This window comes from Klebsiella sp. HMSC09D12, from assembly GCF_001808475.1.
Lineage (GTDB): Bacteria > Pseudomonadota > Gammaproteobacteria > Enterobacterales > Enterobacteriaceae > Klebsiella > Klebsiella oxytoca.
In genome coordinates this window covers 88,729-103,512 of record NZ_KV793386.1, presented here as the reverse complement: position 1 = coordinate 103,512, position 14,784 = coordinate 88,729, and the positions used below count along the sequence as shown (strand labels likewise).

The 14,784-nt window shown below is 56.8% G+C and carries 12 protein-coding genes and 1 other annotated feature; of the genes, 6 read left to right on the top strand and 6 right to left on the bottom strand.

From position 1 onward, the window contains the following. Positions 1-204: 204 nt before the first annotated feature. The gene (locus tag HMPREF3178_RS02405) at positions 205-966 is read left to right on the top strand and encodes a YciK family oxidoreductase (RefSeq protein ID WP_017146062.1); all 762 of its coding nucleotides are present in this window, start codon (positions 205-207) and stop codon (positions 964-966) included. Further along, the gene (cobO, locus tag HMPREF3178_RS02400; protein WP_004101381.1) at positions 963-1,553 is read left to right on the top strand and encodes a cob(I)yrinic acid a,c-diamide adenosyltransferase; all 591 of its coding nucleotides are present in this window, start codon (positions 963-965) and stop codon (positions 1,551-1,553) included. The genes HMPREF3178_RS02405 and cobO overlap by 4 nt, the downstream gene beginning before the upstream one ends. On the opposite strand, the gene HMPREF3178_RS02395 is transcribed toward cobO, so the two are convergent. From HMPREF3178_RS02395 to rnm, 6 genes are all read right to left on the bottom strand, one after another. Further along, positions 1,525-2,499 carry a helix-turn-helix transcriptional regulator gene (locus tag HMPREF3178_RS02395; RefSeq protein ID WP_004101380.1) on the bottom strand — a complete coding sequence of 325 codons (975 nt, stop codon included), beginning with the start codon at positions 2,497-2,499 and terminating at the stop codon, positions 1,525-1,527. The two genes, cobO and HMPREF3178_RS02395, sit on opposite strands and share 29 nt — an antisense overlap. A gap of 26 nt (positions 2,500-2,525) precedes the next feature. Next, positions 2,526-4,874, bottom strand: a complete 2,349-nt coding sequence (locus tag HMPREF3178_RS02390; RefSeq protein WP_017146063.1) for a beta-glucosidase — start codon at positions 4,872-4,874, stop codon at positions 2,526-2,528. Between the two features lie 18 nt (positions 4,875-4,892). Further along, positions 4,893-6,254, bottom strand: coding sequence for an MFS transporter (locus HMPREF3178_RS02385; protein WP_004101378.1), 1,362 nt, complete (start codon positions 6,252-6,254; stop codon positions 4,893-4,895). Between the two features lie 165 nt (positions 6,255-6,419). After that, complete coding sequence (gene rluB, locus HMPREF3178_RS02380) at positions 6,420-7,307, bottom strand: 23S rRNA pseudouridine(2605) synthase RluB (protein ID WP_004101377.1); 888 nt, start codon at positions 7,305-7,307, stop codon at positions 6,420-6,422. Between the two features lie 392 nt (positions 7,308-7,699). Then, positions 7,700-8,320 carry an L-threonylcarbamoyladenylate synthase gene (locus tag HMPREF3178_RS02375; RefSeq protein WP_004101372.1) on the bottom strand — a complete coding sequence of 207 codons (621 nt, stop codon included), beginning with the start codon at positions 8,318-8,320 and terminating at the stop codon, positions 7,700-7,702. 9 nt (positions 8,321-8,329) lie between these two features. Further along, positions 8,330-9,199 (bottom strand): RNase RNM, encoded by an 870-nt coding sequence (gene rnm, locus HMPREF3178_RS02370; protein WP_004112415.1) that lies wholly within the window; start codon positions 9,197-9,199, stop codon positions 8,330-8,332. Between the two features lie 227 nt (positions 9,200-9,426). Further along, positions 9,427-9,522, top strand: a sequence feature (Trp leader region). Positions 9,523-9,558: 36 nt separating this feature from the next. Here rnm and HMPREF3178_RS02365 point away from each other — a divergent pair. The 4 genes from HMPREF3178_RS02365 to HMPREF3178_RS31485 form a co-directional block, all read left to right on the top strand. After that, positions 9,559-11,121 carry an anthranilate synthase component 1 gene (locus HMPREF3178_RS02365; protein WP_004101370.1) on the top strand — a complete coding sequence of 521 codons (1,563 nt, stop codon included), beginning with the start codon at positions 9,559-9,561 and terminating at the stop codon, positions 11,119-11,121. Beyond that, positions 11,121-12,716 carry a bifunctional anthranilate synthase glutamate amidotransferase component TrpG/anthranilate phosphoribosyltransferase TrpD gene (trpD, locus tag HMPREF3178_RS02360; RefSeq protein ID WP_017146064.1) on the top strand — a complete coding sequence of 532 codons (1,596 nt, stop codon included), beginning with the start codon at positions 11,121-11,123 and terminating at the stop codon, positions 12,714-12,716. Before HMPREF3178_RS02365 ends, trpD begins: the two co-directional genes overlap by 1 nt. Before the next feature lie 3 nt (positions 12,717-12,719). Continuing rightward, entirely contained in the window at positions 12,720-14,078 is a 1,359-nt protein-coding gene (gene trpCF / locus HMPREF3178_RS02355; RefSeq protein WP_017146065.1) for a bifunctional indole-3-glycerol-phosphate synthase TrpC/phosphoribosylanthranilate isomerase TrpF, read from the top strand. A 9-nt stretch (positions 14,079-14,087) separates the two neighbouring features. Further along, positions 14,088-14,784, top strand: a 697-nt coding sequence (locus HMPREF3178_RS31485; RefSeq protein ID WP_228705116.1) for a pyridoxal-phosphate dependent enzyme, incomplete at its 3' end; no start/stop codon positions are given.

Sequence of the window (14,784 nt, the reverse complement as noted above, 5' to 3'; positions counted from 1 at the left end):
GTCGGCGAGAAGTCTTTGTGCTTTGTGTCGCGTGCGAGGCGCCTTCCTGTTTTTTTCAGCGACGATGAAATCGTTGCAAGATATTAATTCCGCGAAGAGTTTCCGCTTCGCCGATTGCATTAGCGGGCGCTTTCAGGCATAAAGCGCAAAAGTGAGATACCGAACAGCAAGCGCGATCGTCAGCAGATCGCCCGAGGAGTCGCCGTGCACTATCAACCGCAACGTCACCTGTTACAGGACCGCATCATCCTGGTTACCGGCGCCAGCGACGGCATTGGCCGTGAAGCCGCCCTGACCTATTCCCGCTATAGCGCCAGCGTTATTCTGGTCGGACGCAATGAAGAGAAACTGCGCGGCGTCGCGCAAGAGAATGAGCAGGCTGGCGGCATTCCCGCCAGCTGGTTTACTCTCGACCTGTTAACCTGCACGCCGCAGGAGTGCCAGCAGCTGGCGCAGAAAATAGCCATCCACTACCCGCGCCTCGACGGAGTGCTACATAACGCGGGTCTGCTGGGCGACGTTTGCCCGATGGATCAACAAAAGCCGGAAGTGTGGCAGCAGGTGATGCAGGTGAACGTGAACGGCACCTTTATGCTCACCCAGGCCCTGCTTCCTTTATTACTCAAATCCGAATCGGGTTCGCTGGTCTTTACCTCCTCCAGCGTCGGCCGCCAGGGACGTGCGAACTGGGGCGCTTACGCCGCGTCGAAATTTGCTACCGAAGGCATGATGCAGGTGCTGGCCGAGGAGTATCAGAACCGCCATCTGCGGGTCAACTGCATTAACCCAGGCGGCACCCGCACCAAAATGCGCGCCAATGCGTTCCCGACGGAAGATCCGCAAAAATTGAAAACCCCCGCTGATATCATGCCGGTATACCTGTGGCTGATGGGCGACGACAGTCGTCGTAAGACGGGAATGACTTTTGACGCCCAGCCGGGCCGCAAACCAGGAATCGCACAATGAGTGATGAACGCCACCGCGAACGCCAGCAGCGGGTAAAAGACAAAGTTGACGCTCGCGTCGCCGCCGCGCAGGAAGAGCGCGGTATCGTGATCGTTTTTACCGGCAACGGTAAGGGTAAAACGACTGCCGCCTTCGGTACCGTCACCCGCGCCGTCGGGCACGGTAAGAAAGCTGGCGTCGTGCAGTTTATTAAAGGCACCTGGCCGAACGGCGAGCGCAATCTGCTCGAACCCCACGGCGTCGAGTTTCAGGTGATGGCGACCGGTTTTACCTGGAATACGCAGGATCGCGAAAGCGATACCGCCGCCTGCCTCGCGGTCTGGGAGCACGGGCGCCGCATGCTGGCCGATGAAAGCCTCGATCTCGTTTTACTGGACGAGCTCACCTATATGGTGGCCTACGACTATCTGCCGCTGGAAGAGGTGCTTACCGCGTTACGCAACCGTCCGGCGCAGCAGACGGTGATTATTACCGGACGCGGCTGCCACCGTGAAATTACCGAACTGGCCGATACCGTCAGCGAACTACGTCCGGTGAAACACGCGTTTGATGCCGGTATCAAAGCGCAGATGGGGATCGACTACTAGCCACCAGCCGCTCAAGCAGCGCATGGTTGAGCGGCAGACACAGGCAATCCTCCCCCGGCGCCAGTTCGCTTTCGACAATATTTTGCCGTGAAACGAAGCGCTTGCGATATTCGGTCGGCGTAACGCCGCAGTATTTATTAAAGGCGGCAATCAGGTATTTATGCTCCTGAAATCCGCAGCTGTGGCTAATCTCGGTAATCGGCGTACGGGTATCGCGCAACAGCGTGCGGGCTTTGTTTAGCCGCACCAGCGTCAGATACTCTTTAAAATTATAGCGACTCACCTTTTTAAACAGCCGCGAAAACCAGGAGTAGCTCATCCCGCTATGGCAGGCGACCTCGCTCAGCGTCAGCGGCTGGTCAAAGTGTTGATTAATAAAATCTATGCCTTTTTTGATCATCGCCTCGTCGCGCAGCGAACTTTCGCCGCGCTGCGTCGGCTTGCCAGCGGAGACTAACGCATCCAGTAACAGATAAATGGCCGCGATACGCTGAAACGGCGCAGGGTTGTCGATCAGCTGTTTCAGTAACCCCGCCAGCCGCTGATGCACTTCACTGTCCGCCGCAGTGTAAGATCGTCCGCAGGTACTCCATTCCAGCTGCGGCGAGGGGTGAAGTTCGTCAAACAGGCCGGGCGAAAACTGAACGGTGACCAGTTGGCTGCCCGCCGCCTCCGCGTTGAGGGAATGAACCTCTTCCGCATTGATGTACAGCATGTCCCCCTGCGCCAGCTCCAGGCTCTGCTGGCCGACGGCGAGCGTAAACCGCCCTGCCAGTACGGTAATCAGCTCAGGAGCCGGATGCCAGTGCGGCTCGCAGTAGCGAACCTCCGCGGCAAACACGTTCAGCTTCTCGGCATCGAAGGCAATCAGCTCGTAGCCGCTGTTCGCCGTCTGTCGTCCGCTCTGCGTGAGCGAACCGGGGTGAGTCACTGAAAAAGGAAACATGCGCACTCTCCTGTCATTGGCAACGATCAGCGCCCTGTCAGCACGGCGTTAAGTTCGTCGCGCTCAATATCCAGCGCCAGAAACTCGGTCAGCGCAATCAGCAGCCCGCAGAACAAATCCGGCGCCAGGCGGATCAGTTTTTCACGGACCTGTTCCGCAGGCATCTGGCTCTTATCGGCAATCAACTTGACTACCCGGGCAAAAGCTTCCGGCTGCTGAATCAGCTGCTGCAGCGAATTATCATCGCGAAGCGGGACGTACCGCTGCGGGCAGTCCACTTCGATTTCCGCCGTCAGCGGCAGATCCCGCGATGAGCCGCCGACTCGGATCTGCCAGAGCCCCGGCGTCACGACCCAGTCGCCGAGGCCAGGATGATAGCAGGCCAGGTCGCCGATGGGCAGCTGCAGGCTGACCCGGCGGCACTCCCCTGCGGCCAGCGCCACTTTACTGAAGGCTTTTAATGACTGCACTTCGCGAATCAGCTCTCCCTGAGGCGCGCTCACGTACAGCTGAACTATCTCCTTGCCTGCATACTCTCCGCAGTTGGTCAGATCGAACGAAACGGTAAGCGTCTCGCTTGCGCCTACACGGGAGGCTGAGAGCGCAATATTATCGTAAGCAAACCGGGTATAGCTTAAGCCAAAACCGAAGGGAAACTGCGGCGTCAGACAACGCTTGTCGTAATAGCGATAGCCGACAAAAAGCCCTTCTCCGTAATGATGGCGCAGGTTTTCGCCCGGATAGTGCAGCCAGGCCGGCGTTTCCTCCAGCGTATTGGGCACCGTCACCGTCAATTTACCGCAAGGGTTGCGCTGGCCGAAGAGGATTTCCGCAACCGCGCGCCCCATTCCTTGTCCGGCAAAAAACGTTTCCAGCAGCGCCTTGCACTCGCCAAGCCACGGCATCACCACCGCATCGCTATTTGCCAGCACCACTACGATATTCGGCTGGACTGCCGCCACTTCGCGAATCAACCGTTCATGCACCGGCAGAATATTCAGATCCTGACGATCGCCATTTTCACCATCTTCACCCACGGCGGTACTGACGAAAATCACCGCCACGTTAGCTTCCTGAGCGACCCGGCAGGCCTGCGACAGCGCCTGTTCATCGCTGCGCAGATCGTCCGGCGCGCCTACGGCCCATGAGACGCTAAAATCGTCCCCGGCGAGATCGAAAATTTCATCCAGCGGGCGGTCGAGCAGATACGGCACCGTTGTCGCGCATCCGGACCCCTGGATCACCGGCTCCTGGGCTGGTTTACCCAGCACCGCAATACGCGGTGTTTTCTCCGGATGCAGCGGCAGCAGACTATCTTCGTTTTTCAGCAAGACAATGGATTCGCCGGCCAGGCGCTGCGCCAGCGCGTGGTGCGCCGGGAAATCGGCTCGCGTTTCCGGGCGGCGATGGCGCTGAACCTTGTCGAGCAGTTTCAGCATGCGTAGACAGGCGCGGTCTACCACCGCCATCGGCACCTCTGCGGATTCAATAGCCGCCAGCAGAGTTTGTTTATCGCGGCGGGTTTCCGGCATCGCCAGATCGTTACCCGCCATCAGCGATGCCGGGCGATCTTTAATACCGTACCAGTCGGACATGACCAGGCCGTCATATCCCCACTCATCGCGCAATACCTGAGTGAGTAAAAACGGATCCTGCGAAGTTTGTACGCCGTTAAGACGATTGTACGAAGACATGACCGTCCACGGCTGGGATTTTGTAATCGCCCGCTGGAAACCCGCCAGGTAGATTTCCCGCAGCGCCCGTTCTTCAATGATCGAATCCATTTCCGTACGGCGGTACTCGGAGTTGTTCGCCGCAAAGTGTTTCAGGCTGGCGCCGACGCCCTCCTGCTGCAGACCGTTGATCAGCGCAGCAGCAATGTCGCCGCTGACCACCGGGTCTTCGGCATAATATTCATAGCCTCGACCAGCCAGCGGCGTACGGCGGATGTTAATGCCCGGTCCGAGCAGAATCCCAACCCCCATATGCTGGCACTCTCTTCCCAGCGCCTGCCCCATCTGATGCACCAGTTCCACGTCCCAACTGCACGCCAGGCTGGAACCGTTAGGAAAGCAGGTCGCCGGGAGCGACGTACTGAAGAGCGCCTCGCTTCCCCCTTTCGCGGTAGGTTCTTCCGCGCTGGCCTGGTCTGCTGTTTGGGTGATGATCGAAATAAAATCATCCATGCTCCACTTTTCCCGGCCATCAATCTGCGCGCTGCTGTAGCGAACGCCATAGGTACCGTCGGTCATAATGATATCTTCGATACCGTGCTGCGGTAGCGACGCGGTACGCCACAGGCCGCTGCCGGTCAGTAGCGCCACTTTATCTTCGATGCTCATCGCGGCGAGGGTGGTATTAAAATCGTTATTCATCTCTCTGGCTCCCTGAGGTTAAAGCGCGTTCTGTTTACGCAGGCTGATTTTTTGCACAATATCGCGATAGGTTTTTTCATCCAGCGAATAGCACGCGACAAATATGGCGCTGAGAGCAAACATCGCGCCGGGGAATAGCGTCATCAGTACGTTAATACCGTTAATTGCGCTGGCGGTAATGTTACCCGCGTCATAGTGATAATAGTCCAGCATCCATCCCGCACAGCCGCCGCCGATAGCCATTGCTATTTTGGTGATGAAATTAAAGAAGCCGTAGATGGCGCCTTCGGTACGCACCCCATGGTGCCACTCGGCATATTCCACGGTATCGGCAATCATTGACCACATGGAAACAAAGCCCATCCCCAGCGTAATGCTGTACAAGCATACCCCAGTCATAATCAGCCAGATATTGTCGCCAGCGATAAAATATTGCATAAGTACGCCGACAATGCCGATCAACAGCGCCACCAGAGTCATTTTCTTTTTACCTATCAGCGCAATGATTTTTTCCGAAATAACGGTGCCGACAATATACGCTGCGGACTGAATCATAAAGAAGGTCGACGTAAAACCTTCGCTGCCAATAATGTATTTAATGAAGTAAATAGCAATCGCCATCCACACGGTATAGGCAATATAAAAAAAGACGGTAAACATCGAGAGGTTAATAAGCGGCGCATTGCCTGCCACCGCCTTCAACATTTCCCGCAGCGTCGGCGCGGGAGTTTCCTCTTCCTCGCCAACGCGCTCTTTGGTCATTCCGAAACAGGCAAGGAACAAAAAGGTCGCCAGCAGCGCAAAGCAAGAGACCGCAAAGACGTAGCCCAGTTGCTTATCACTAAACGGGGAAATCAGCATATCGGCAGTAGTGGAAACAATCAGATAGCCAACAATCGCCAGCACAAACCGGTATACCGATAGCGATGAGCGGGAGGCTTCATGCTGGGTCAGACGATTAGTCAGAGCCGAATAAGGCGTATTCACCGCCGTATACGCCAGGCAATAAATGGTATAGGAGATCAGCGCAAAATAGAATTTTGCCTCACCGCCGAATGGCACAAAGCAGAGCACCGTTAAAAAGCCGAGCGGAATTGAGCCATATAACAACCACGGGCGTAGTTTACCGTAACGGCTGTGGGTTTTATCGATGGCAAAGCCAATCAGAATATTAAAAGCGGCATCAACCACGCGCGCAATAACAAAAATCAGGCTCGCCTGTACGGCGCTAATGCCGTAAATGTTGGTATAGAAAAAGAGTAAGAACAGAGAAACAAAACCGAACGATAAATTAGAGGCAAAATCACCAAAGCCATAACCTATTTTTTCTTTAACGCCGATAACCACATAGCTTGCCGATAGTTTTCCTGCTGTATCCATTTTAGGCTACCTGTTTTTGTAATCAGTGGCCTCAGTATATGGCGTTGCCTGGCGCACCGCTTTGCGTTATTTGTCCGGGGATTTCCTGTTTTTTGTCTTTATGCAGAAGTGTGAAAGGAGTCACAGGAGGAAGAATTCCGGCGGTAACCGCCGGAACTGAAATTATTAACCGTTACCGTTATTACGGCTGCTGGAGCGACGGTTGTTATTATTATTGCCCATCTGACTGTGGCGCTTAACCGCACGGCGAATCTGGTTCGCTTTCATACGGCGACGGTCTTTTTCAACCGCAACCTTAGAGCTGGTTTCCGGCGCAAGTTCGACCAGCTCGCGCAGGTAGTTGGTCTGCGCCAGGTCCAGCTCGGTATAGCCGCCGCGCGGCAGGCCTTTCGGCAACAGAATATCGCCATAGCGCACGCGGATCAGGCGGCTGACCTGCACACCAACGGCTTCCCACAGGCGGCGAACTTCGCGATTACGGCCTTCCGTAAGGGTGACGTTGTACCACTGGTTGATCCCCTCGCCGCCGGTAAACTTGATAGTTTTAAACGCCGCCGGGCCGTCTTCAAGCTGCACGCCGCGAGCCAGCTGGCGCAGCTTGTCATCATCGATCTGCCCGAACACGCGCACCGCGTACTCACGTTCCACTTCGCGGCTCGGGTGCATCAGGCGATTCGCCAGCTCACCGTCGGTGGTAAACAGCAGCAGACCGCAGGTATTAACGTCCAGTCGGCCGACGGCAATCCAGCGCGCGCCGCGCAGCTTTGGCAGGCGATCGAACACCGTCGGACGTCCTTCCGGGTCATTACGGGTACAGAGTTCGCCTTCCGGCTTATAGTAAGCCAGCACGCGACAAATCTGTTCCGCAGACTCTTTCACCGAAATCAGGTGACCGTCGATGCGAATTTTTAAACCCGGGACAATTTCAACGCGATCGCCAAGGGTGGCGATTTTGCCATCGACGCTGACGCGGCCAGCTTCGATTTTGGCTTCGATTTCACGGCGGGAGCCGTGGCCAGCGCGGGCCAGCACTTTTTGTAATTTCTCGCTCATTGAGCTTCCTTAAGGTGTCGCCTTCCCAGGCGTCTGGTATACTTCGAAAAACAGGGAGTCGGATAGAATTCAACCTAACACCCTGTTCTGTAAATAAATGATGCATCGGCTCGTGTCGTTTTTTTATGTCACCGCAGCAGACATAACAGAGACACGCCTCTCGCGTGGCCGAACATGGTACACGAACTTGAGGATGAATGCTTCTTTGCATTACGCACATAGCACAACTTACCACGCGCCTCGGTGCAGGCGCATGGCAAGCAGACAGATGCCAGGCGGCATCATAGCTTCTTTTAAAGTGGATAAAACATCAGGCAGCGCTGAATGTCAGTATAAAGCAAACGGCAAGATGGTGTTCGCTGTATCCCCTTCCTTCCCTGGAAACAGGGCCATTACAGGAACGGCGTCACGTCACCCACGCCTTCACGCACCACCACCGGTACGTCTTCAGTAAGATCGATAACCGTGGTCGGCTGTTGTCCCAGATAGCCGCCGTGAATAATCAGGTCTACCTGCTTCTCCAGACGATCCTTGATCTCTTCCGGGTCGGATTCGGTAAAATCACTGCCCGGCAGCATCAACGAGGTGGAAAGCATCGGCTCGCCGAGCGTTTCCAGCAACATCTGGGCAATCGGATTTGACGGTACGCGCATACCGATGGTTTTACGCTTATCCTGCAGCAGACGGCGCGGGACTTCTTTGGTGCCCTTAAGGATAAAGGTGTAATTACCCGGCGTATTATTTTTAATCAGACGGAAGGCGACGTTATCGACGAATGAATAGGTCGACAGCTCGGACAGATCGCGGCACATCAGGGTAAAGTTGTGGCCGTTTGGCAGATTACGAATTCGGCAAATCCGCTCCATCGCGCCTTTATCTTCAATTTTGCAGCCTAAGGCGTAGCCGGAGTCGGTTGGATAGACGATCACCCCGCCTTTACGCACGATGTCCACCGCCTGGTTAATCAACCGCGCCTGTGGGTTTTCCGGATGGATATAAAAAAACTGGCTCATACTTCCCTCTCAATTTTGTTCTACGGCCACTTCCCAACTGCGCCAGATCCCTTCTACGCCAGCGGGTAGCCAAAGTTTGCGGCCCAGCTCGATCCACGGACAGGGCTGATGAAAATCAGACCCCTGCGAGGCATGAAGGCCATACTGCACGGCGTAAGCGGCAAGCTGAGCCCGTTCGTGCGGCGCCTGCTGACACTGGGCGACTTCCATCGCATCGCCTCCCTGCTCGCTAAAGTGGGCCAACAGTCGTTTCAGCCACTTGGCAGAGAGGTCGTAGCGTCCGGGATGGGCAATGACCGCTTTACCGCCGGAATGATGAATGACATCAATCGCTTGTTTTATTGTACACCACTGAGGCGGAACGTAACCGGTTTTCCCGCGCGCCAGATACTTCTTAAAAACGTCAGCCATATTGTTGGCATAGCCGGCCTCCACCAGAAAGCGGGCGAAGTGGCCGCGGGTTACCGCGCCGCCGTCAGCCAGCTTCAGCGCCCCTTCCCAGGCGCCAGGGATCCGCGCTTTTTCCAGCCGCTCTGCAATCTGCTGTCCCCGCATCTGGCGGCGCGCTTTCTGCTCATCAAGCAGCGCGGTCATTGCCGGATGGGCGATATCAATATTCAGCCCGACAATATGGATTTCATGGTTTTCCCACAGCGTGGAGATTTCCACTCCGGATATCAGCGTCAACGGTAAACCGGCGCGTTCAATCTCCGCCCGGGCCGCGGGGATCGCCGCCACGGTATCGTGATCGGTTATCGCCAGGGTGCCGACGCGCATCTGATGCGCGCGATGGACAAGTTCTTCTGGAGTCAGTCGCCCGTCAGAGGCAATGGTATGGCTGTGCAGGTCGTAAATCACTGCGTAGTTGGTGTTGCTCAAGATGACTCCTGCTGGACATGAACCTGTACCCGTCATACTTTAAGTCACAGGCAAATTGACTGATGTTCTGCAGCTTAAGGGATTAAGGATAGTAATAAGCGCATCATCATACCGACTGATAGAGAAAATCTGCAAACGGGGGTTGACTTTAATCTCTCGGACTAGTTAACTAGTACGCAAGTTCACATGAAGGGGTATCATCAATGAAAACGCAACTCATCACTCTGCACGGCTGGTGGCGCACCTCCTGTTATCGGGCGGCGTGATCGCGTTTTGCACTCAGCATACAGATACCCGGCCCGCCAATGAGCGGGCTTTTTATTGGACAAATTATTACAGCGAACAGGCGACAACAAACAATGCAAACATCAAAACCGGCACTCGAGCTTCTCACCAGCGACGCCATCTATCGGGAAAACCCGACGGCGCTATTCCACCAGCTATGCGGCGCGCGTCCCGCCACCCTGCTGCTGGAATCCGCGGATATCGACAGTAAGGATGATTTGAAAAGCCTGCTGCTGGTGGATAGCGCGCTGCGTATTACCGCACTAGGTGACACTGTCACTATTCACGCACTTTCCGCTAACGGCACGGCGCTGCTGGAGCTGTTGGACAGCGCTCTGCCTTCAGGCATTAATAACCAGCGTCAGCCAAACGGTCGGGTATTAACTTTCCCGCCGGTCAGCGCGCTGTTAGATGAAGATGCCCGTCTGTGTTCACTGTCGGTATTCGACGCCTTTCGCCTGCTGCAGGAACTGATTACCGTACCGCAGGACGAACGCGAAGCCATGTTCTTCGGCGGTCTGTTCGCCTATGACCTCGTCGCCGGCTTTGAAAACCTACCGCCGCTGGAAAGTGACACCGCCTGCCCGGATTACTGCTTCTACCTGGCGGAAACGCTGCTGGTTATCGACCATCAGACTAAAAACACACGCATTCAGGCGAGCCTGTTCACCCCGCTGGAAAGCGAAAAGCAGCGTCTGCTGCAGCGCATCGCTCAGCTTCGTCAACAGCTGAACGAACCGCCGGCGCCGCTGCCGGTGACGACGGTAGCCGAGATGCGCTGCGATTGCGACCAGAGCGACGAAGAGTACGGCGCCGTGGTGCGTAAAATGCAGCGCGCCATCCGCGCGGGCGAGATTTTCCAGGTGGTACCTTCGCGCCGTTTCTCGCTGCCCTGCCCGTCGCCGCTGGCCGCTTATGATGTACTGAAAAAGAGCAACCCCAGTCCGTACATGTTCTTTATGCAGGACAACGACTTCACCCTGTTCGGCGCTTCGCCGGAGAGCTCGCTTAAGTACGATGCCACCAACCGTCAGATTGAGATCTACCCGATTGCCGGTACTCGTCCGCGCGGCCGCCGTGCAGACGGTTCGTTGGATCGCGATCTTGATAGCCGCATTGAGCTGGAGATGCGCACCGACCATAAAGAGCTCTCCGAGCATCTGATGCTGGTTGACCTTGCGCGTAACGACCTCGCGCGCATCTGCACGCCGGGAAGCCGCTACGTTGCCGACTTAACCAAAGTCGACCGTTACTCCTTCGTGATGCACCTTGTCTCCCGCGTGGTTGGCGAGCTGCGCAGCGATCTCGACGTTCTGCATGCTTATCGCGCCTGTATGAATATGGGCACCCTCAGCGGAGCGCCGAAAGTGCGCGCCATGCAGCTCATTGCCGCTGCCGAAGGCAAGCGCCGGGGCAGCTACGGCGGCGCGGTGGGCTACTTCACCGCCCATGGCGACCTCGATACCTGCATCGTCATTCGTTCTGCCTACGTGCAGGATGGCATCGCCACGGTGCAGGCCGGCGCCGGTATCGTGCTCGACTCTGTTCCCCAGTCAGAAGCGGATGAAACCCGCAATAAAGCTCGCGCGGTGCTGCGCGCTATCGCCCAGGCCCACCACGCGAAGGAGATTTTCTAATGGCCGACATTCTGCTGCTCGATAATATCGATTCTTTCACCTATAACCTGGCAGACCAGCTGCGTTCGAACGGCCATAACGTGGTGATTTATCGCAATTCCGTCCCGGCGCAGGCGCTGATTGAGCGCATCGGCACCATGGACAATCCAGTATTGATGCTCTCCCCGGGCCCGGGAACCCCGAGCGAAGCGGGCTGTATGCCGGAGCTGCTGACCCGCATGCGCGGTAAACTGCCGATTATCGGCATCTGCCTCGGTCACCAGGCGATTGTTGAAGCCTACGGCGGCTACGTCGGCCAGGCCGGTGAAATCCTTCACGGCAAGGCTTCAAGCATTGAACACGACGGCCAGGCGATGTTTGCCGGTCTGAGTAATCCTCTGCCGGTCGCCCGCTACCACTCGCTGGTGGGCAGCAATATCCCGGCCGGACTAACGATCAACGCCCACTTTAACGGCATGGTCATGGCGGTGCGTCACGACGCGGATCGCGTCTGCGGCTTCCAGTTCCATCCTGAATCGATTCTGACCACCCAAGGGGCGCGTCTGCTGGAACAGACTCTGGCCTGGGCGCTGCAGAAGCTGGAACAGACTAATACCCTCCAGCCGATTCTGGAAAAACTGTATCAGGCAGAAACCCTGAGCCAGCAGGAGAGCCACCAGCTGTTTTCCGCAGTGGTGCGCGGCGAAGTGAAGCCTGAGCAGCTGGCCGCCGCGCTGGTCAGCATGAAGGTACGCGGCGAGCATCCGCAGGAGATCGCCGGCGCCGCTACCGCGCTGCTGGAAAACGCCGCGCCGTTCCCGCGTCCGGATTATCCGTTTGCCGATATCGTCGGTACCGGCGGCGACGGCAGCAACAGTATCAATATTTCAACCGCCAGCGCGTTTGTGGCTGCCGCCTGCGGCCTGAAGGTCGCCAAACACGGCAACCGCAGCGTGTCGAGCAAGTCCGGTTCTTCCGACCTGCTGGCAGCATTCGGTATCAATCTCGATATGAATGCCGATAAATCTCGCCAGGCGCTGGATGAACTGGGCGTTTGCTTCCTGTTTGCGCCGAAATACCACACCGGCTTCCGTCACGCGATGCCGGTACGCCAGCAGCTCAAAACCCGTACCCTGTTCAACGTGCTCGGGCCGCTGATCAACCCGGCGCATCCGCCGCTGGCGCTGATTGGCGTCTACAGTCCGGAACTGGTGCTGCCGATTGCGGAAACCCTGCGCGTGCTGGGCTACCAGCGAGCTGCCGTGGTACATAGCGGCGGTATGGATGAAGTATCGCTGCACGCGCCGACGGTGGTCGCGGAGCTCAGCAACGGTCAGATCAAGAGCTACCAGTTGACCGCCGCCGACTTCGGCCTGACGCCGTATCATCAGGAGCAGCTGGCAGGCGGCACGCCGGAAGAAAACCGTGACATTCTTACGCGCTTACTACAAGGTAAAGGTGAAGCCGCTCACGAAGCCGCCGTTGCCGCCAACGTCGCCATGTTGATGCGTTTACATGGACGCGAAGACCTGAAGGCCAACGCGCAGCAAGTCATCGATGTGCTGCACAGCGGAGCGGCCTATGACAGAGTGACCGCATTAGCGGCAAGAGGGTAAATAATGCAGACCGTTTTAGCAAAAATCGTGGCCGACAAAGCGATTTGGGTAGAAGCCCGCAAACAACAACAACCGTTAGCCAGTTTTCAAAATGAAGTGGTACCGACGCAGCGCAATTTTTACGATGCCCTCGCCGGCACCCGCACCGCATTTATTCTTGAGTGCAAAAAGGCCTCGCCATCGAAAGGCCTGATTCGCGAAGATTTTGACCCGGCGGCCATCGCCGGTGTCTACAAGCACTATGCCTCGGCTATCTCAGTGCTTTGCGATGAGAAGTATTTCCAGGGCAGCTTCGATTTTCTGCCGATGGTCAGCAAGGTCGCGCCGCAGCCGATTCTGTGTAAGGACTTTACTATCGATCCTTATCAAATCTACCTGGCGCGCTACTACCAGGCTGATGCCTGTCTGCTGATGCTTTCGGTGCTGGACGATGAGCAGTATCGTCAGCTCTCCGCCGTCGCGCATAGCCTGAACATGGGCGTGTTGACCGAAGTGAGCAATGAAGAGGAACTGGAGCGCGCAATTGCGCTGAAGGCTAAAGTGGTCGGCATCAACAATCGCGATCTGCGCGATATGTCGATTGACCTCAACCGCACCCGCACCCTGGCACCCCGCCTCGGTCATGGCGTCACGGTCATCAGCGAGTCCGGCATCCATACTTATGCTGAAGTGCGCGAATTAAGCCACTTTGCCAACGGCTTCCTGATTGGTTCTGCCCTGATGGAGCATGACGATCTGAACGCCGCCGTAAAACGCGTGCTGCTCGGTGAGAATAAGGTCTGCGGCCTGACCCGCCCCCAGGATGCCCAGGTGGCATATGAATCCGGCGCGATCTATGGCGGATTGATTTTCGTTCCGACGTCGCCGCGAGCGGTGAACGAGGCTCAGGCGCAAGCGGTAATTGCCAGCGCGCCTCTGAGCTATGTCGGCGTGTTCCGCAATTCGCCGGTGGCGGAAGTGATTGCCCGCGCGAAAAATCTGAGCTTAGCCGCTGTGCAACTCCACGGTAGCGAAGACCAGGCCTATATCGACGCCCTGCGCGCCGAATTACCGGGCAAGGTACAAATCTGGAAAGCCCTCAGCGTTGGCGAAACGCTACCGCCGCGCAATCTGAATCATGTCGACAAATACGTTCTCGACAATGGTCAGGGCGGCACCGGCCAGCGTTTCGACTGGTCTCTGCTGCAAGGCCAGGATCTGCGTAACGTTCTGTTGGCTGGCGGCCTCGGCGCCGATAACTGTGTGGAAGCCGCGAAAAGCGGCTGTGCCGGACTCGATTTTAATTCAGGCGTAGAGTCACAGCCGGGTATTAAAGATGCCAGCAAGCTGGCCTCGGTGTTTCAAACGCTGCGCGCATATTAAGGAGCAACAATGAGTACTTTACTGAATCCCTATTTCGGCGAATTCGGCGGGATGTACGTTCCGCAGATCCTGATGCCTGCCCTGCGCCAGCTGGAAGAAGCCTTCGTCAGCGCGCAGAAAGATCCTGCATTCCAGGCCGAATTTAGCGACCTGCTTAAAAACTACGCCGGTCGCCCGACGGCGCTGACCCAATGCCGTAACCTCACCGAAGGTACGCGCACGACCCTGTATCTGAAGCGGGAAGATCTGCTGCACGGCGGCGCACACAAAACTAATCAGGTGCTCGGCCAGGCGCTGCTGGCAAAACGCATGGGCAAAACGGAAATTATCGCCGAAACCGGCGCCGGTCAGCACGGCGTTGCCTCAGCCCTTGCCAGCGCCCTGCTCGGCCTGAAGTGCCGCATCTATATGGGCGCCAAAGATATCGAACGCCAGTCGCCGAACGTCTTCCGCATGCGCTTGATGGGTGCGGAAGTGATCCCGGTACATAGCGGCTCATCCACCCTGAAAGATGCCTGTAACGAGGCTTTGCGCGACTGGTCAGGCAGCTATGAAAAAGCCCACTACATGCTCGGCACCGCCGCTGGCCCGCATCCGTTCCCGACCATCGTGCGTGAATTCCAGCGGATGATTGGCGAAGAGACTAAAGCGCAGATCCTGGAGAAAGAAGGACGCCTGCCGGATGCGGTTATCGCCTGCGTTGGCG